The following is an 18,080-nucleotide window of genomic DNA, read 5'->3' on the forward strand; positions in this document are numbered from 1 at the left end:
CATGACAGCCCGTACGCATACGCGTATCCGTACTCGTGCTCGTATCCGCGCCCATGCTCGGACGCGGGCCGCAGGCACCGCCGGTGGCCACGCCGGTGGCGCTGCCCGTTGGTGGCGCGCCCGTGGCACGGTGGTCGGGGTGTTCGCCACAGTGGCGGCGCTGCTGGTCCTCACCGGCTGCGGCAAGGCCGACATGACCAAGCAGTCGTCCCCGTACGCGAACGTCTCCGGCGCGAAGACCGTCACCCTCTCCGTCCAGTCCTGGGTCGGTGCCCAGGGCAACGTGGCAGTGGCGAAGCACCTGCTCGAACATGAGCTGGGCTACCGCGTGGACACCGTGCAGGTGGACGAGGTCCCCGCGTGGGACGCGCTGAGCCAGGGCCGAGTTGACGCGATCATGGAGGACTGGGGACACCCGGAGCAGGAGAAGCGGTACGTCGAGGACAAGAAGACCATCACCCGTGGTGGTGATCTCGGCGTTACCGGCCACATCGGCTGGTGGGTGCCGAAGTATTTCGCCGACGCACACCCGGACGTCACCAACTGGGAGAACCTCAACAAGTACGCGGGCCAACTGCGTACGGCCGAGAGCGGCAAGAAGGGCCAGTTGCTCGACGGCTCCCCGTCCTACGTCACCAATGACAAGGCACTGGTGAAGAATCTCGACCTCGACTATCAGGTCGTCTTCGCGGGTTCCGAGGCGGCGCAGATTACGCAGATGAAGCAGTTCGCCAAGAACAAGAAGCCATATCTGGCTTATTGGTACGAGCCGCAGTGGCTTTTCAACGAGGTCCCGATGGTGGAGGTGAAGCTGCCTGCGTACACGGACAAGTGCGCGGCCAAGGGCGTGGCTGACCCGAAGTCGATCGACTGCGCGTACCCCACGACCCCGCTGCAAAAGTACCTGAATGCCGACTTCGCGAAGAAGGGCGGCAAGGCGGCACAGTTCCTGAAGAACTTCCACTGGTCGCAGAAGAACCAGAACGACGTCTCGGAAATGATCGCCTCCCAGGGCCTGTCGGCCGACGAGGCAGCGAAGCGCTGGGCCGCGGCGAACCCGAGCGTTTGGAAGCAGTGGCTGCCGTAAACCCACGATCGCCCGCGCCTTGGAAAGAACGGACAGGCCCGCCTGGCCACCATACGAATGGGCCCGCCGAACCGGGATACGCATGAGACGGCGAGACCGCGTTCCGGAATGCTAGCCACCTGACCGCGATGGGGATAAACACCCGTGACCGTGACGCGGAAAGGCCGCCGAAATGCATAAGCATTTCGGCGGCCCGCCGCAGCGCCCCCGTGCGCCACGGCCCCCCGTGCAGCCCCGCCGTCAGATAAACGGCGAGACGTCCCCGTTGCGCCGCGCCGCTCTCGCGAGTGGCGCGGCTCCCCCGTGCGGCCCCGCCTCCCGCAAAGAGTGGCGGACCATCCCCGTTGCGCCCGCCGCCCGATACGAGCGGCGGGGTTGACCCCCGTTACGCCGCGCCCCCCGTAGAAGACGCGACGCCCCCGTTACGCCGCGCCCCATGCGAGCGACGCGACGCCCCCGTTCAGCCGTGCCACCCCCGTGGTGACGCGGCTCCCCCGTCCTCGCCCCGTCGCCCCCGTACGACGCGGCCCCCCGTACAGCCGGGCCGTGGAGCCCGGCTCCCCCGTACAGCCGGGCCCTGGAGCCCGGTTTTCTCTGGCCGCACTGCACGACTGGTCGTACAGCCGCGGCTTTCGTGCACCGGGCCCGTGCGGCCGTGGCCTCCTGCGGCCACGGCCCGGGGTGGCGGGGCGCCCCCGTAACGCCCCGCTCCCGGTTTCCGGCCAATGGGACGGCCCCCGTTCGTGCATCCGTCCCATCGGCCCGCTGTGGGCCCCCGCCACGGGGGAGCGTGGCGGGGGCGAGAGGCGCCAGAACCCCCGTGTCCGGCGCCTCTGGTGTGTGGCTACGTACGCGGCTGGGCCGAGCGCACCCGCTCGGACAGCGCCCGTAGCGACTCCATCGCCTCGTGGAACATGCCAGGCCCGAACGTGACCCGCGCTACACCCAGTTCGCCGAGTTGTGCCGGGGCCGGGCCGCCGGGCATGAAGGCCACGTTCAGCGGCGCGTCGATGCCCTGCGCGAGCTCCGTGACCAACTCGGTCGGGGCCAGCAGCGGATAGATCACGTCCGCGCCGGCGCCGATGTACAGCTTGGCCCGCTTGATCGCGCCATCCGTGGTGGTCTCGCCGCGCAAGAACGTGTCCACACGAGCGTTGATCACCAGTCGCTTGCCTGCCTCCTGCCGCACCTGCGCCAGCCAGTCGGCCTGCTGCTGCGGGTCTTTGAGCTGCCCCGTCGCGAGGTCGGTGTCCTCCAGGTTGCAGCCCACCACGCCCGACTCAAGCAACCGCTCCACCAGTTCGGCGGGGGCCAGCCCGTAGCCATCCTCGATGTCGGCCGAGACCGGGATGTCCACGACCCGGCAGATCCGGGTGATCGCCGCGAACATCTCGTCCACTGGCGTGCCGCCGCCATCCTCGTACCCGAGCGATGCCGCGATGCCCGCGCTCGGCGTCGCCAGTGCCGGGAAACCCACATCGGCGAAGATGCGTGCGCTGGCCGCGTCCCAAGGCCCGGGAAGGATCAGCGGGTCGCCGGGGGCACGGCCCTGGTGCATGGCCAAGAACGCCTCGGCGGTGTTGGCGGAAGACATCACAGCTCCTCAGAAGGCGGGTTGCCAGGGGACATCCGCGTGGTCACGCTGATCCGGTTCCACGCGTTGATCGCGATGATCAGGCTGACGAGTTGGGCGAGCTCGGCGGATTCGAAGTGTTCGGCCGCCCGGTCGTACACCGCATCCGGCACAAACCCGTCGGTCAGGACCGTCACCGCCTCGGTGAGCGCAAGTGCTGCCTGCTCCTTGGCGGTGAAGTACGTCGGCGACTCCTCCCACGCGTTGAGGAGATAGAGCCGCTCCTCGCTTTCCCCCTCAAGCCGCGCGTCCCGGGTGTACATATTGATGCAAAAGGCGCAGTGGTTGATCTGCGACGCGCGAATCTTCACCAGCTCAGTCAGGGCGGGGTTGAGCCCCCGCCTGGCCGCCGCGTCAAGATTGATCATGGCCTTGTAGAACTCGGGTGCGAGGGTGGGTAAGGCCATCCTCAGCCCGCGCTTCTGGGCCGTTTCGCTTGTCGCCATGGCCCTCACGCTACGGGGGCAGTAGCCCAGGGGTATGGTCCATTTCTATGGCAGATTCTTGGGCCACTGAGGTGCCGTCCGATGAGACCGCCGACTTCGCAGTCGGCAGTGACCTCCATCTGGAACTGAGCGGAACGGGAGGTGTCCGGGCGTCGCTGATGAGTGCGCTGCGTGACGCCGTACGGTCCGGTCGGCTCGCTCCCGGCACCCGCCTGCCCTCTTCCCGCAGCCTTGCCTCCGACCTCGACATAGCCCGCAACACGGTCGCCGACGCCTACGCAGAACTCGTCGCCGAGGGCTGGCTCACCGCACGCCAGGGCTCAGGCACCCGTGTTGCCGAACGCGCCGTCGCCTGCGAGATCCGAAGAGAGCCACCGGCCCCCGTACGCCGCCCGACAGTGCGCCCGGCACCCACCCCGGTGTACGACCTGATGCCCGGCTCGCCCGACGTCTCCTCGTTCCCACGCGCCTCCTGGCTGACGGCCGCACGCAAGGCGCTCACCAACGCACCCAACGACGCCTTCGGATACGGCACGCACGTCGCGGGCCGCCCCGAGCTGCGCCGCGCGCTCGCCGACTACCTCGCCCGCGCCAGGGGCGTACGCGCTGCGCCCGAGCGCATCCTCATCTGTTCGGGTCTGTCCGAGGGGTTGCGGCTGGTCGGCGAGGTGCTCGGGGCGACCGCGCGCATGCCGGGCGCGGCGCCCGGCGCCGACCTGGTGGCCGTCGAGTCGTTCGGCCTGGACATTCACCGCGATCTACTCACCGGCTGCGGCCTGCGTACCGTGGCTGTGGGCTTCGACGAACAAGGTCCGCGCACCGAAGAGTTGGCGGCGACCCGCGCCAGGGCGGTGCTGCTCACCCCGGCGCACCAGTTCCCGTTCGGCGTCGCGCTGCCGCCCGAGCGGCGCGCAGCAGCCGTCAAGTGGGCGGTGGAGACCGGCGGCGTGGTCTTGGAGGACGACTACGACGGCGAGTTCCGCTACGACGGGCAGCGGGTGGGAGCCGTGCAGGGTCTCGACCCGGAACACGTCGTCTACATGGGCACCGCAAGCAAGAGCCTGTCGCCCGCACTGCGCCTTGGCTGGCTGGTCCTCCCGGAGCGGCTGTTCGCCGCCGTCGCGGAGCTCAAGCGCCGCCCCGGCTTCCAGACCAGCGGTCTGGACCAGCTGACGCTGGCGGAGTTCATCGCATCGGGGGCGTACGACCGGCACGTACGCGGCATGCGCCAGCGCTACCAGCGCCGGCGCGACCAGCTCATCGCCGCCCTTGCCGAACGCGCCCCCCACATCAAGGTCGGGGGCATCGCAGCGGGTCTGCACGCGGTGCTCGAACTCCCGGCCGGCACCGAGCAATCGGTCATCAACGGCGCCGCCTGGCAGGGGCTCGCCCTGGACGGCCTGCGCCGCTACCGGCTGGGCGCGGGCACCGGCGGCGACGCGGCTCCGTACGACGACGTCATGGGCGACGCCCTGGTGGTGGGCTACGGCACCCCGCCGGACCACGCGTACACGGGCGCACTGGACGCACTGTGCAGGGCGCTGCCGTAGGGCGCTGTCGTAGGGCGGCCTGCTCTGGCGGCCTGCTTGGCCCTGGCGGTCGGCGTACCGCCAGGGCCTGTCGCCTGTTGTTCTGCTGCTTCGTCCGGCTGCTAGGTCCGCGACTGCGGGCCCCCTCAGCCCTCCAGGACGGCCCGCAGCTGCTCAAGCCCCCAGTCGAGGTCTTCCTTGTTGATGACCAGCGGCGGGGCGATGCGAATGGTGCTGCCGTGGGTGTCCTTGACCAGGACTCCGCGGGCCATCAGCCGTTCGGAGATCTCCCGTCCCGTGCCGCGTGCGGGGTTGATGTCCACACCGGCCCACAGCCCGCGCCCGCGCACCGCGGTCACCGCGTCGCCACCGGTCAGCAGGGCGAGTTCGCGATGCAGATGCTCACCGAGTTCGGTCGCCCGCCGCTGGTACTCGCCGCTGCGGAGCATCGCGATCACCTCCAGGGCGACGGCGCAGGCCAGCGGGTTGCCACCGAAGGTGGAACCGTGCTCACCGGGACGGTGGACGCCCAGCACATCGCGATCGGCGACCACTGCCGACACGGGCACGACACCGCCGCCCAGCGCCTTGCCCAACACGTACATATCGGGCACGACGTCCTCGTGCTCGCAGGCGAAGGTCGCCCCCGTACGCCCCAGGCCCGACTGGATCTCATCCGCGATGAACAGCACGTTCCGGGCCCGGGTCAGCTCCCGTACGCCGGGCAGATAGCCGGGCGGCGGCACCAGCACGCCGGCCTCGCCCTGAATCGGCTCGATCAGCACGGCGACGGTGTGCTCGTCGACGGCGGCCTCAAGCGCGGCCAGGTCGCCGTACGGCACGATCTCGAAGCCTGGCGTGTACGGACCGTAGTCGGCGCGTGCCTCCGGGTCGGTGGAGAAGCTGACGATGGTCGTGGTGCGGCCGTGGAAGTTGCCGTCCGCGACGACGATCTTGGCCTGGCCGTCCGGCACCCCCTTGACCCGGTAGCCCCATTTGCGGGCGGTCTTCACGGCGGTCTCGATGGCCTCGGCGCCGGTGTTCATCGGCAGCACCATCTCCTTGCCGCACAGGGCGGCAAGCTCCGTACAGAAGTCCGCGAACCTATCGTGGTGGAACGCCCTTGAGGTCAGGGTGACGCGTTCCAACTGGGCCTTCGCGGCATCGATGAGGCGCCGGTTGCTGTGCCCGAAGTTCAGCGCGGAGTATCCGGCGAGCATGTCGAGGTAGCGGCGCCCCTCAACATCGGTCATCCAGGCGCCCTCGGCAGAGGCGACGACGACGGGCAGCGGGTGGTAGTTGTGCGCGCTGTGCGCCTCTGCGGCGGCGATGCTGCGTTCACTAGCGGTCACGTGCGCTCCATCCTTACGGAGTCGGGGCGGGCTCAGGCTTCTTTCTATCGTTGCTCGGGCGGAATGCGAAGAAAAATTCCTCGTCGGGTAGACATGCGACGCCTGTTGCCGACGTTTCGGAGCATTGACAACAACGCTGAGCGTGCGCCGGTGCCTGCCGCAGGGTGCTACTCGCTGCCCGATGTCCGCTGCGCACCGAGTTCGGCGACCGGGGCCCGTGGATTCCCGTACACCTGAGAGAATGGGCGGCATGGCCCTTGACCGTCCTCGTGCGCTCTCCGGTATCCAGCCCACAGCGGGCTCTTTCCATCTCGGCAACTACCTTGGCGCGGTCCGCCAGTACGTTGCCCTCCAGGAAACCCACGACGCCTTCTATATGGTTGTTGACCTGCACGCGATCACGATTCCGCAAGATCCACAGGAGCTGCGCGCGAACACCCGGGTTGCCGTGGCGCAACTCCTCGCCGCCGGGCTTGACCCGGACCGGTGCACGCTCTTTGTGCAAAGCCATGTGCCCGAGCACGCACAGCTCGCCTGGGTGATGAACTGTCTCACCGGCTTCGGCGAAGCATCCCGTATGACGCAATTCAAGGATAAATCGACCAAACAGGGCGCCGATCGGACGACCGTTGGCCTCTTTACTTACCCGGTCCTTCAGGTTGCCGACATCCTGCTCTACCAGGCGAGTCAGGTCCCGGTCGGTGAGGACCAGCGGCAGCACATTGAGCTGACCCGGGACCTCGCCGAGCGGTTCAACAGCCGCTTTGGCCATGCCTTTACGGTGCCTTCGGCGCACATCGTCAAGGAGACCGGCAAGATCTACGACCTCCAGGACCCGTCGATCAAGATGAGCAAGTCGGCATCGACGCCGAAGGGCATCATCAGCCTCCTCGACGAGCCCAAGGTCTCCGCGAAGAAGATCAAGAGCGCGGTGACGGACCTGGAAACCGTGGTGCGGTTCGACGAGGAGAGCAAGCCCGGCGTGAGTAATCTGCTCACCATTTACGCCACCCTCACCGGCGTCAGCATCGCGGAGCTGGAACGCAAGTACGAGGGCAAGGGCTACGGCGCGCTGAAGACCGACCTGGCCGACGTCATGCTCGACTGGGTGGCGCCGTTCCGAGCCCGCACCCAGGAATATTTGGACGACCCCGAGACGCTGGACAACATCCTGGCCAAGGGCGCCGAGAAGGCGCGCACCGTCGCGGCGGAGACCCTGGCCCTGGCCTACGACAAGGTGGGCTTGCTCCCCGCCAAGCACTGAGCGGCGGGCGCCCTCGTGACGCGGCCCCCGACCGGGCAGCGGGTGAGGGCGCCAACCCTGCCAAGGAGGGCGGGGGCGCAGACGGGCCCGTAGGCGTGCTCGCCGGCCCGTGGGCGCGTGCCGCTGCCCACCCGGGTACGCTCCGCGGGGCCGTGCGGAGCTTTGTGTCGGGGTCGGGCGCTTCACATCGGGGTGCGGGATCGGCTCGGCCCGATGGGCCGGGGGTTGTTGGGCCCGGACCGTTGGGCCCGAGCCTGCGGACCGGAGTATCTAGCCGTGACGGCCGGGGAGCAGTCACACTGGCACGGGTCGCGGACGGGGACGGCGAGGACGCGCGGGCGTGATGGACAGCTTGACCAGACAGTGGTGCGGAAGGGAGAACGCAGTGGGGACCGTAACGATCGGCGTTTCGATCGCGGTCCCGGAGCCGTACGGCAGCTTCCTTCAGGAGCGGCGCGCGGGCTTCGGAGACCCTTCCGCGCATGGCATCCCCACGCACGTCACGCTGCTGCCGCCCACCGAGGTGGATGCCGCGGCGCTGCCCGGGATCGAGCGCTACCTCGCGGAGGTCGCGGCCGGCTGCGGCCCCTTCCCGATGAGGCTGTCCGGGACGGACACCTTCCGACCGCTGTCACCGGTGGTCTTCGTGAAGATCGTGGAAGGCGTGGCGGAGTGCACCGCACTCCAGGAGCGGGTCCGGGCGGCCTCCGGACCGTGCGCACGTGAGCTGCAATTCCCGTACCACCCGCACGTCACCATCGCGCACGGCATCTCCGAGGAGGCGATGGACCGCGCGTACGCCGAGCTGAAGGACTACGAGGCGGCGTGGACGATCTCGGGCTTCGCGCTGTACGAACAGGGCGCTGACGACGTGTGGCGACTGGAGCGTGAATACCCTTTCGGGGCCGCGGGAGGCCCGGGGCGTAGCCCGGTCTTCCCGCACCAGTCGCCGCATCATGGGCCCCTGTTGGACGAGTCATCAATGTAACCGAGTAAAAAAATATCCCCAGAGTCACTTCTAACTGGGTTGCGTTTTTGCTAGTCTGGTCGCATGGACGGTCAGACGAGCCTTCGCGAACGCAAGAAGCGGCGGACCTATCAGGCGATCTCCGACGCCGCGATCGGGCTCTTCCTTGAGCAGGGCTTCGATCAGGTCTCGGTGGCCGAGGTGGCCGCCGCGGCCATGGTGTCCAAGCCAACCCTGTTTCGGTACTTCCCGGCCAAGGAGGACCTCGCGCTCTATCGGTTCGCCGACCACGAGGACGAGGCGAGCCGGGTGGTCCGGGAGCGCACCGCCGACCAAGCACCGCTGACGGCGCTCCATGCTCACTTCCGCGCCGGCCTGGACCGCCGCGACCCGGTCACCGGCCTGTGCGACGACAGCAGGGTGCTGGCGTTCCACCGCCTGTTGTACGGGACGCCAAGCCTGGTGGCGCGGCTCTACGAGTACACGACGCGCGCCGAGGACGCGTTGGCGCGCACGCTGTACGAGGTGGCGCGTGATCCCGGCTCCGCGGCCTCTGCGGGAGCGCCGTCGCGGACTGGCGGGGAGGCCGAGTGCCGCAATCCGTCGTTTGACGAGCTGCCCGACGAGCTGCCTGACGGGCTGCCCGGCGGCCCCGCGGACACCAGAGCGACCTCGACCAGCACGGCCGCCCCGGACGGCGCCGGCGACACGGTGGCCGCCCAGCTCGCGGAGGCAGGGCGCGCAGCGCGGCCGAGTCGCACAGCGCAGCCGAGTCGCACAGCGGGGGCGAGTCATATAGCGCGGTTGGGCTATGTAACGGGGGAGGGCCAGGCGGCGGCACCAGGCCCAGCCGCCGAGTCGGAGGCTGGTGCGGCGGGTGATCGGCCCCGCACGCCGGGCCAGGACGCGGCACGCGATCGGATACCGACGCCAGTCGTGAAGGCCAGGCAGGGCCTCGCAAGCATGGAGGAGGGCTCAGGGCTGGAGGCGCTGACGGCCCGCCTTGCCGCCAGCCAGATCATCGCCGCACAGCGGATTCTCGCGCTCGAAAACTGGCGCCGGATAGCCGATGGAGAGAGCGCGGACGCGGTGTACCCGGCCGCCGTCGTCGCCGCCGACCATGCCTTCGCGGTGCTCGGTTCCGGCCTGTCCCCGCACTACTGACACTGCGGCGCCTCCCCAACTACCACGCCCTGAGACCTGATTGACGGGCGCTGCGCCGCTCACCCCGATCACCCCGCGAAGAGGGGTCACTCGCCGCTGGCGGCGAAAACAGGACCGATGGCGCGCGCTGCGTCGTGCTGTGTGTGCTGTGTGTGCTGTGTGCGGGGGTGCACGAACCAACCGTCCGACCGGCCGACACGAACCGCGCTCTCGTGGGACTGCCCTGGCCGGCCCATCTCCCGCGGACGCGTCGCTGGAGGCCTCCGCCCGCAGGCACCGTGCCCCCAACTGGGGCACGCTCCCACGCCCGAACCCGACCAGCGCCCGCGGTCGCTCCCGATCCCGCGGTCGCTCTCGATCCCCGATCCCGCTTCCGAACTCGCCCCGCATCCGAGCCAACTTGTCGCCGGGTGCTGCTGACGTGCGAAAGGTGTGCCGAAATGACCTCAGACTCCCGGGGAGCGGCCGACGCCTCGCAGACTCCGGTCAGGGCCGCGCGCGGCCCCGGCGCCTGCACGGCCACCGACACTCTGGCCGGCGAACTCAACGCCGAGCGGGCCCATATCGATGACTGCCGCGCCATATTGGCCCGGATGGTCGCGGCAGCCCGACAGCAGGTGGTTCTCGGCGAGGACGTCTCCGGTGACGGCGCGAGTGCGGAGGTGCTCGGCCGCTATCTGCGCAGCTACGCCCGGCAGTTGGCCGAGGAGCCGGAGGGTCCGCTGTTCTTCGGCCGCCTGAACTTCGGCAGCGGGCCCGACGCCGGCGACCACCGGGGACAGCGGTACTACATCGGGCGTCGCCATGTCTCCGCCGATCCCACCGCGACACCCCTGGTGATCGACTGGCGCGCGCCGGTATCCCGCGTCTTCTACCAGGCATCACCACGCGACCCGCAGGGCGTGGCGGTGCGCCGCCGGTTCGGCTGGGCAACGTCGAGCAAGGGCGCGTCGAGCGACCTGACCAGCCTGGAAGATGAGCAACTAGGCGCGCCGGCCACCACCGCACACGGTGCTGCCGGGATGGGCGAGGGGCATGCGGGGAGCGGTGGCGGCAGCCGCATTGTGGCGGCCGAGATCGAACGCCCTCGGGTGGGTCCAATGCGGGACATCGTCGCCACCATTCAGCCCGAGCAGGACGACCTGGTCCGGGGCGAGTTGGGCGACTCGGTGTGTGTGCAGGGCGCACCGGGGACCGGAAAGACGGCCGTTGGCCTGCATCGCGCCGCGTATCTGCTGTACACCTATCCGCAACGGCTCCAGCGCGGCGGGATGTTGGTCGTCGGCCCTAACCGGACGTTCCTGCGCTATATCGCTGAGGTGTTGCCCGCGTTGGGAGAGATCGACGTTCGGCAGTGCACGGTCGATGACCTTATCGACCGTTTCCCGGTGCGAGGCCAGGACACCGTCGAGACGGCGAGCGTCAAGCACGACCCCCGCATGGCCGACGTGCTCGAACGAGCCCTGTACCAACGGGTGCGGCCACCCCGCGAATCCCTCGCCATTCCGGACGGTACCTACCGCTGGCGGGTGGACGCCGACACATTGGCCGAAGTCGTCGCGCAGGTGCGGCAGCAGACGCTGCCCTATGCCACGGGCCGGGACTGGGTTCGTGCGCGCACCATGGAACTGGTCCGTCGTCAGGTCGAGCGGCGCGCGGGCCCGCCGCCCTCTGAATGGGTCCGCCGGATGGCTAGGTCCCGTGCCGTTAAGGCGTTCCTGGACGAGACCTGGCCAGCGGTGCGACCGGCCGAGGTGGTTGCCGAGTTGCTGAGTGACCTCGACACGGTCCGGACGGCCTCGGACGGGTTGCTCACCGAGGCGGAACAGAAGGCGCTGTGCTGGGCCAAGCCGCCACGCTCGACCAAGAGCGCCCCGTGGTCGTTGGCGGATTTGATACTCATTGACGAGGTGGCAGGCCTCATCGAGCGGCCGGGCGGCTACGGCCATGTGGTGGTGGACGAGGCCCAGGACCTGTCACCGATGCAATGCCGAGTGCTGGCCCGACGCAGCGACTTCGGCTCATTGACCGTGCTGGGCGACTTGGCACAGGGCACCACGCCGTGGGCCGCGCGGAGTTGGCCGGAACATCTCGCGCACCTGGGCAAGCCGGATGCCGCGGTGGCGCCGCTCACCACCGGGTTCCGGGTCCCCGCCGCCATCGTGGCGGTGGCGAACCGGCTCCTGCCGCACCTGGACGTACGAGTGCCGCCCGCGCGGTCGCTGCGGGGGGACGGAAAGCTGCGGGTCCGCCCGGTGGCCCAGGCCGCCACCGGCGTGGTGGCTGCGGTGCGTGCAGCGTTAGACGAAGACGGCTCGGTCGGTGTGATAGCCGCCGAATCCGATATGCCGGCGCTGTGCCAGGCGCTGACCGACGCGGGCATAGCCTCGGCGGCGGCCGGGGAATTGGACACGGCGCGGCGGGTGACGGTGCTACCTGCCTCGATGGCCAAGGGGCTTGAGTACGACCATGTGGTGGCCGTCGAGCCAGCGGCCATCGTCGATGCCGAGCCGCGTGGGTTGCACCGGCTCTATGTCGTGCTCACCAGGGCGGTCTCGCGGCTGGACATCGTCCACGCCCGTCCGCTGCCCCCGGCCCTCCAGCCCCTGATCCAGCCGATGGCGCCCGCCTCGACCCCTGCGGAGCAAACGCCTACGGAGCAAACGCCTATGGAGTGAACGCCTATCGAGTAAACGGGGTTAGGCCGAGTGCGGAGAAGGGAGGGGGCTCAGGAGGTCCGGCGGGGTGTGCGGTTCTTGCCGGGTGGCGGGGCATAGGCCCGGGGTGGTGCGGAGCGGTATGCAGTCCGTGTCACGGCAGCCTGCGGAGGAGTCCGAGGCGCGTTGGCTCGCGCTACGGGCGAGGCTTGTGCGGGGTGGCCGGGGTGGCCGGGGTGGCCGGGGTGGCCGGGGTGGCCGGGGCGGTGCGGTGCGGGCTGCGCAGTGTGCCCTGGGGCGTGCCGAGGGGGTGGGCCTGGCTGCGCTGGCTCGCCTGGGGTGGTTCGCCGGACGGCTTGTCCTTGGGGTGGCTCGTCTGGGTCACCCAGGCGCTAACTGGCGGCTCGCCTCGCCCGTCTGTCTGGTTGCCGTGTTCGCAGGGCCCGGCGTGATCGGCGCGGGATTCGGCGTAATCGTGATCTGCGGGGGCTCGGTGCAATCCGCGCGGCTTCGTGGGCGATTGGGCTCAGTGTGACTGGCTTGCGGCGGGGCAGGTGCTGTGGACGCGCACTCGGATGCGGGCCTGCAACCGAGGGCGCGACCGGACTCGAACCCGATGCGGAGCACACCGTTCGCAGACTTCCAACGCGGACACGCACTCGTGCCCGGACCTGGTCCTGTACCTGGACCCGGACGCGGACCTGTGCCCGGACTCGCACCCGGGCCCGAACGCGGACACTCACCTGGACCGGATCTGTGCCGGTGCTTGGACGCAGAGCCAAACGCGGGCCCGGGCGCGCCGCCGGGCTCGGGCCGGCGGGCCCCGCTGGGCCCGGGTTCGGACCTAACCGCGAGTGCGAGCGGGTGCGGGTGCGATTTGCGGGACGGGCGGGGCTCGCGGGGATGAGGTGGAGAGTGGTGGGGCGGGGGTGGGGAAGGGGTGGGGGAAAGGGTAGAAGGGGAAGACAGCGGAACGCGGCCAGGACGGGCTGTGTGGCCGCGGCGGGCTGACCTAGTCCGTGGCGTGATGTGATCACAGTGAGTGACACAGGAATGAACGCGGAGATAAGGGTAGAAAAGGCCCATGGACTGGTTGACCCGACTGCCTTGGATCGGCCCCGTTGTGGCGCGGCTGATGCGTACTCACGTCTGGCGCACCTACGAGACCCTGGAGCGGGTCCACTGGACGCGGCTCGCCGCCGCGATCACCTTCATCAGCTTCCTGGCGCTGTTCCCCCTGATCACCGTGGGAGCGGCGATCGGTGCCGCGGTGCTCAGCGACGCCAAGATGCGCGACGTGGAGGGCAAGCTCGCCGACCAGGTACCCGGTATCTCGGGGCAACTCGACCTCAGTGGATTGGTGGACAACGCCGCCACGGTCGGGGTGCTTGCCGGTGCGGCGCTGCTGTTCACCGGTATCGGCTGGGTCGGCTCGCTGCGCGAGTGCCTGCGCGCCGTGTGGGAGCTGGCGGACGAGCACGACAACGTGTTGCTGCGGAAGCTGAAGGACGGAGGCATCCTGCTAGGGCTCGGCGGGGTGGCGCTCGGTTCGTTCGCGGTCTCGGCGTTTGCGGTCACCGCTGTCGGTTGGGCGGCCGAAAAGCTGGACATCCCCGAGGGCGGAGCGGGGAGTTGGCTGCTACGGCTTGCGGCCTTCGCCGCTGCGGTCGGCGCCGACTTCCTGCTGCTGTGCTACGTCCTGACCTGGCTTCCGGGCCTTACGCCGCCGCGTCGTGCCGTCGTGGTCGCGGCACTCATCGGCGCGATCGGCTTTGAGCTGCTGAAGTCGTTGCTTAGCGGTTACATGCAGGGAGTGGCGGCGAAGAGCATGTACGGGGCGTTCGGCACCCCCATTGCCTTGCTGTTGTGGATCAACTTGACGGCCAAGTTGTCGCTATTCTGCGCGGGTTGGACGGCAACCCCGTCCAAGGCCCACGAGATCCTGGCGCCCGACGAGGAGTCCGACGAGGAGTCCGACGAGGAGCCTGACGCGGCTCCAGAGGAGTCCCCCGAAGCGGAGTCGGGGCGCGCGGAGAGGGCACACGGCCAGCGTCTGCCCGGCGAGCCGGGCAGGGGAGTGGCGACCCCCGCGGAGGCGACCCCGGCGAAGGCGCTTCCCGTGGAGACGGCCGATGCGCCGGCAGGGCGCCAGCCCGGGGCAGACGTTGCCGGGGAGCGCCACCCCGCGGCTCACGTGTCCAGGGCCGACGTGTCCAGGGCCGACGTGCCGGGGGGCGAAACCCGGGGCACCCACGTTGCTGGCGCCGCCATGTACGAGGCCGATGTTTGTGGGAAGCGTCGGTCTGCGGCCGGCGATGTTCCGCGGGCCCATGAGCCTGGAGCGCGAGCCCGGGACCGGTGAGCGTGGGCCGGCGGGGCGCCGAGCGCCACCGCCGCGATTGCCTCGGCCCGCCCGTGCCCCCAAGCCCGCCCCGCCCGTTGCCCCCGGCGACCCGGCGACCCGGCGACCCGGCGACCCGGCGACCCGGCGACCCGGCGACCCGGCGACCCGGCGACCCGGCGACCCGGCGACCCGGCGACCCCCGCAAGAGGGCCGGTGTGGGTAGGTAGGGGTGGGCCTGGCCGGGGCCGGTCTGGCCGGGTCAGTCGCGGGGGCGGCGGCGGATCATGTCGGGCAGGGGCCAGCGGCGGCGTACCGCGAAGGCCGCTGCCGCCAGGAACGCTACCGAGCCGCCCGCGATCCCCACGGCCGTCCACGCGCCGCCGCCGGAGTCGTCGTCGCCCGCGACGGAGGCCTTGGCCTGCTGCTGGTGGCTGTTCTTGCCGCCGCCGGCCGCTCCGTCTTCCTCGGCCACGGCGAGTCCTTCGGGGCCCGGGGCGACAAGGGTGCCAATCGGTTCGACCGCGTTGGCGGCCTTGAAGCCCCAGTCGAAGAGCTTCGCGGTCTCCTTGTAAACCTCGTTGTGCTCCTTTTTGCTGGGGTTCATGACGGTGACCAACAGGACTCGGTCGCCCTGCTCGGCGACGCCGGTGAAGGTGGCCCCGGCGTTCGTGGTGTAGCCGTTCTTGACTCCGGCGGTGCCCTCGTACGGGGTGAGGTCCGTGTCGCCGGTCAGCAGCCGGTTCGTGTTCTGGATCTCGAAGTATTCGCGCTTGGACTTCTTCGTCTTCTTGTCCTTTTTCACTTCCCCGGGAAACTTCGCCTGCGCCGTGGACGCGTACTCCCGGAAGTCCGCCTTGCGCAGTCCCGAGCGGGCGAAGAGCGTGAGGTCGTACGCGCTGCTGACCTGGCCCTCTTCGTCGTAGCCGTCCGGGCTGACGACGTGCGTGTCGCCGGCGTTCAGCTCCTTGGCGTGTGCCTGCATGTCTCGTACGGTCTGCGGTTTGCCGCCGTTCATGGCGGACAGGACGTGGACGGCATCGTTGCCGGAGCGCAGAAAGACGCCGAGCCATAGGTCGTGTACGGAGTAGGTGTACTTCTCCTTGAGGCCGACCAGGCTGCTGCCCTCACCCATGCCCGCAAGGTCGGACAACTCGACCTTATGGGTCTTTTCCTTGCGGAACTTCGGCAGCACGGTGTCAGCGAACAGCATCTTCAGCGTGCTGGCGGGAGGCAGTCGCCAGTGTGGGTTGTGTGCGGCCAGGATCTCGCCGGATTCGGCGTCCGAGACCATCCACGACCGCGCGGTGAGCCCCCCAGGGAGCGGCGGCGCGCCCGCCTTCAGCCGCACCTGGGTCCCGGGCTTGCCCAGTTGTTCCCCGCCCACGGTGGACATGACGGCGGGCGGCTTGGGCTCCTCTTCCCTCTTGGGCCCTTCATCGGCCTGCGCGGGATGCACGGTGGCGAGCAGGCAGGGCAGCAGCAGCGCGGCCGTGGCCACAGCGCGTCCGTGTCCGCCGGGGAGGTTGGGAGAAGTGCGCGCGGCACGGAAGGTGCCGGCGGTACGAGGGGGGCGGAAGGAACGCGGAGTCGTCGGCACGTGGGTGAACGTATCGGTAGCCGCGTCGGGCGCAGGCGCCGCCTCGGGTGAAGACGACCCTGCCGGAGGTTTCGCCCAGCGGTTCCGCATACTGGAAGTCATGAAGCTCAGCCGCCCCGTGTCTTGGTTCCTGCTCGCGTTCGGGGTCTGGAGCTGGTGCATTTGGTTCACCTTTGTGAAAAACCTCTGGAAAGACTCAAGCGGGCTTGCCTTTAACGACTCCGGCGACCCGACCACATACTTCTGGGTGCACCTCACGCTCGCGATCACCTCGTTTCTCTTGGGGACGGGGATCGGGTTGCTCGGGTTCCGTGGACTGCGTGCTCTTCGACGGCAAGACGCTTCGGCGTAAGGGGAGGTTCGGGGGATGGTCGCCGTCTTTGTGCTGGTCGCGCTGCTGATCGTCGCGCTGCTTGGGGCTGTGCACTGGTACGTGTGGCGCCGAATGGTGCGGGACATCACGGTGCCCGGCGGCCTGCCACGGCGCGTCGGCACCTGGGCGGTGATCGCCCTGCCGCTGCTCAGCGTGGGTGCCCTGGTAAGCGGGCGGGCAGGCGCGCCGTTCGCGGTCGAACGGGTACTTGCCTGGCCCGGTTATATGTGGCTTGCGACGCTGTTGTATCTGACTCTCGCGCTGGTGGTCGGCGAGGCGGTCAGGCCACTTCTGCGGCGCGGCCTTGAGTGGCGCGCCCGCCGTATCGCGGCGTCGGCCGCCGGCCCGCTATCGGCCCAGCCGACCGACCCCGGCCCGGCTTCGACCGGCCCGGCTTCGACCGGTGCTGCCCTGGCGAAACCCGCCACCGCCACCAGCCCCGCCACCTCCATCAGACCCATCGGCACCACGGCAGGCTCCTCCGGCTCTCCCCGCTCCACCATCACCACTGGCACCGGCAGCACCGCGACGCCAGGCGCCCCCGTGTCCACCGGCAGCACAGCCGCCGCCACCGCCGCGACCACCACCTCGACATCGACCTCCACCTCAACCTCCACCTCGACCTCCGCCTCGTCCACCACATCCACGTCCACCACATCCATGTCCACCTCTACCAGCGCTGACGCCAGCACTAGCACCGCTGCCCCTGCTCCCACTCCGCTGGCTGACGCGCCCGCTGCCGCCGCCGCGACCTCGCGGCGGCTGTTCGTCGCGCGGACCGTGGCCGCCGGTGCGGGGGCCGTGGCTGCTGCCACGGTCGGGTACGGCACGTACAGCGTCTTCCGCGGTCCGCGCGTCAAGCGCATCACCGTGCCGCTCGCCAAGCTGCCCCGGCAGGCGCACGGCTACCGGATCGCGGTCGTGAGCGATATCCACCTGGGGCCGATCCTGGGCAGGTCGCACACCCAACGCGTGGTGGAGACGATCAACCGGGTCAACCCGGACCTCATCGCCGTGGTCGGCGACCTCGTGGACGGCAGCGTGGCCGATCTCGGAGCCGCCGCCGAGCCGCTGCGGCACCTTCGGGCGCGCGACGGTTCCTTCTTCGTCACGGGCAACCACGAGTATTTCTCCGGCGCCGAGGAATGGGTGGACCACGTTCGGGAGCTGGGGCTGCACCCGCTGGAGAACGCGCGCACCGAGTTGCCCGGCTTCGACCTCGCCGGGGTCAACGACGTCGCGGGCGAGGACGAGGGGCAGGGCCCGGACTTCCGGCGTGCGCTCGGCGATCGCGATCGCTCCCGCGCCTCGGTGCTGCTCGCCCATCAGCCCGTGGTCATCCATGACGCCGTGAAGCACGGCGTTGACCTCCAGCTTTCCGGGCACACCCACGGTGGTCAGCTCTGGCCCGGCAACTACCTTGCGGAGCTCGCCAACCCCACGGTTGCTGGACTTGAGCGGTACGGCGACACGCAGCTATACGTCTCTCGCGGCGCGGGCACATGGGGCCCGCCGGTACGCGTGGGCGCGCCGCCGGACATTACGGTCGTTCAACTCGCCGCCACCAGCGCCTAATCGGACCCAGGACCCCACCGCCGGGGCCCTCCGCCACGTGCCTGATCGACCTCTGAACCCCACCGCCGGGCCACTATGCCGGTGTGATTCCA

Annotated in this window: 12 protein-coding genes and 2 pseudogenes; 9 read left to right on the forward strand and 5 right to left on the reverse strand. The window is 69.8% G+C overall.

The window, feature by feature from the left end:
- Position 1: 1 nt before the first annotated feature.
- Positions 2 to 1,087 carry an ABC transporter substrate-binding protein gene (locus tag FHS42_RS08700; RefSeq protein WP_184570511.1) on the forward strand — a complete coding sequence of 362 codons (1,086 nt, stop codon included), beginning with the start codon at positions 2 to 4 and terminating at the stop codon, positions 1,085 to 1,087.
- A gap of 844 nt (positions 1,088 to 1,931) precedes the next feature.
- Here FHS42_RS08700 and FHS42_RS08705 read toward each other — a convergent pair.
- Together FHS42_RS08705 and FHS42_RS08710 are read right to left on the reverse strand one after the other, a co-directional pair.
- Complete coding sequence (locus FHS42_RS08705) at positions 1,932 to 2,681, reverse strand: isocitrate lyase/PEP mutase family protein (RefSeq protein WP_184570513.1); 750 nt, start codon at positions 2,679 to 2,681, stop codon at positions 1,932 to 1,934.
- Entirely contained in the window at positions 2,681 to 3,166 is a 486-nt protein-coding gene (locus FHS42_RS08710) for a carboxymuconolactone decarboxylase family protein (RefSeq protein WP_184570515.1), read from the reverse strand. Before FHS42_RS08710 ends, FHS42_RS08705 begins: the two co-directional genes overlap by 1 nt.
- Before the next feature lie 47 nt (positions 3,167 to 3,213).
- On the opposite strand from FHS42_RS08710, the gene pdxR reads away from it, so the two are divergent.
- Positions 3,214 to 4,716 carry a MocR-like pyridoxine biosynthesis transcription factor PdxR gene (gene pdxR / locus FHS42_RS08715; RefSeq protein ID WP_184570517.1) on the forward strand — a complete coding sequence of 501 codons (1,503 nt, stop codon included), beginning with the start codon at positions 3,214 to 3,216 and terminating at the stop codon, positions 4,714 to 4,716.
- 125 nt (positions 4,717 to 4,841) lie between these two features.
- On the opposite strand, the gene rocD is transcribed toward pdxR, so the two are convergent.
- Positions 4,842 to 6,047, reverse strand: coding sequence for an ornithine--oxo-acid transaminase (gene rocD, locus FHS42_RS08720; protein WP_184570519.1), 1,206 nt, complete (start codon positions 6,045 to 6,047; stop codon positions 4,842 to 4,844).
- Positions 6,048 to 6,297: 250 nt separating this feature from the next.
- Between rocD and trpS the strand changes: the two genes are divergently transcribed.
- From trpS to FHS42_RS08740, 4 genes and pseudogenes are all read left to right on the forward strand, one after another.
- Positions 6,298 to 7,311 (forward strand): tryptophan--tRNA ligase, encoded by a 1,014-nt coding sequence (gene trpS, locus FHS42_RS08725; protein WP_184570521.1) that lies wholly within the window; start codon positions 6,298 to 6,300, stop codon positions 7,309 to 7,311.
- 385 nt (positions 7,312 to 7,696) lie between these two features.
- Positions 7,697 to 8,299: a 2'-5' RNA ligase family protein gene (locus tag FHS42_RS08730; protein WP_184570523.1), complete on the forward strand. Its 603-nt coding sequence runs from the start codon at positions 7,697 to 7,699 to the stop codon at positions 8,297 to 8,299.
- 63 nt (positions 8,300 to 8,362) lie between these two features.
- Positions 8,363 to 8,797 (forward strand): annotated as a pseudogene (locus FHS42_RS08735) (TetR/AcrR family transcriptional regulator); the annotation flags it as partial.
- A 1,085-nt stretch (positions 8,798 to 9,882) separates the two neighbouring features.
- On the forward strand, positions 9,883 to 12,120 hold the full coding sequence (locus tag FHS42_RS08740; RefSeq protein ID WP_184570525.1) for a HelD family protein: 2,238 nt from the start codon (positions 9,883 to 9,885) through the stop codon (positions 12,118 to 12,120).
- A gap of 175 nt (positions 12,121 to 12,295) precedes the next feature.
- On the opposite strand, the gene FHS42_RS38140 is transcribed toward FHS42_RS08740, so the two are convergent.
- On the reverse strand, positions 12,296 to 12,484 hold the full coding sequence (locus tag FHS42_RS38140; protein ID WP_184570527.1) for a hypothetical protein: 189 nt from the start codon (positions 12,482 to 12,484) through the stop codon (positions 12,296 to 12,298).
- Positions 12,485 to 13,183: 699 nt separating this feature from the next.
- Here FHS42_RS38140 and FHS42_RS08750 point away from each other — a divergent pair.
- Positions 13,184 to 14,098 (forward strand): annotated as a pseudogene (locus FHS42_RS08750) (YihY/virulence factor BrkB family protein); the annotation flags it as partial.
- Positions 14,099 to 14,702: 604 nt separating this feature from the next.
- On the opposite strand, the gene FHS42_RS08755 reads toward FHS42_RS08750, so the two are convergent.
- Positions 14,703 to 16,142 carry a D-alanyl-D-alanine carboxypeptidase family protein gene (locus tag FHS42_RS08755; protein WP_376772549.1) on the reverse strand — a complete coding sequence of 480 codons (1,440 nt, stop codon included), beginning with the start codon at positions 16,140 to 16,142 and terminating at the stop codon, positions 14,703 to 14,705.
- Between FHS42_RS08755 and FHS42_RS36760 the strand changes: the two genes are divergently transcribed.
- Positions 16,141 to 16,392, forward strand: coding sequence for an SCO4848 family membrane protein (locus tag FHS42_RS36760; RefSeq protein WP_246494380.1), 252 nt, complete (start codon positions 16,141 to 16,143; stop codon positions 16,390 to 16,392). The two genes, FHS42_RS08755 and FHS42_RS36760, sit on opposite strands and share 2 nt — an antisense overlap.
- A 15-nt stretch (positions 16,393 to 16,407) precedes the next feature.
- Positions 16,408 to 17,988, forward strand: a complete 1,581-nt coding sequence (locus FHS42_RS08760; RefSeq protein ID WP_184570531.1) for a metallophosphoesterase — start codon at positions 16,408 to 16,410, stop codon at positions 17,986 to 17,988.
- The last annotated feature ends 92 nt before the right edge of the window (positions 17,989 to 18,080 follow it).

The organism is Streptomyces zagrosensis, from assembly GCF_014203645.1.
GTDB classification, from domain to species: domain Bacteria; phylum Actinomycetota; class Actinomycetes; order Streptomycetales; family Streptomycetaceae; genus Streptomyces; species Streptomyces zagrosensis.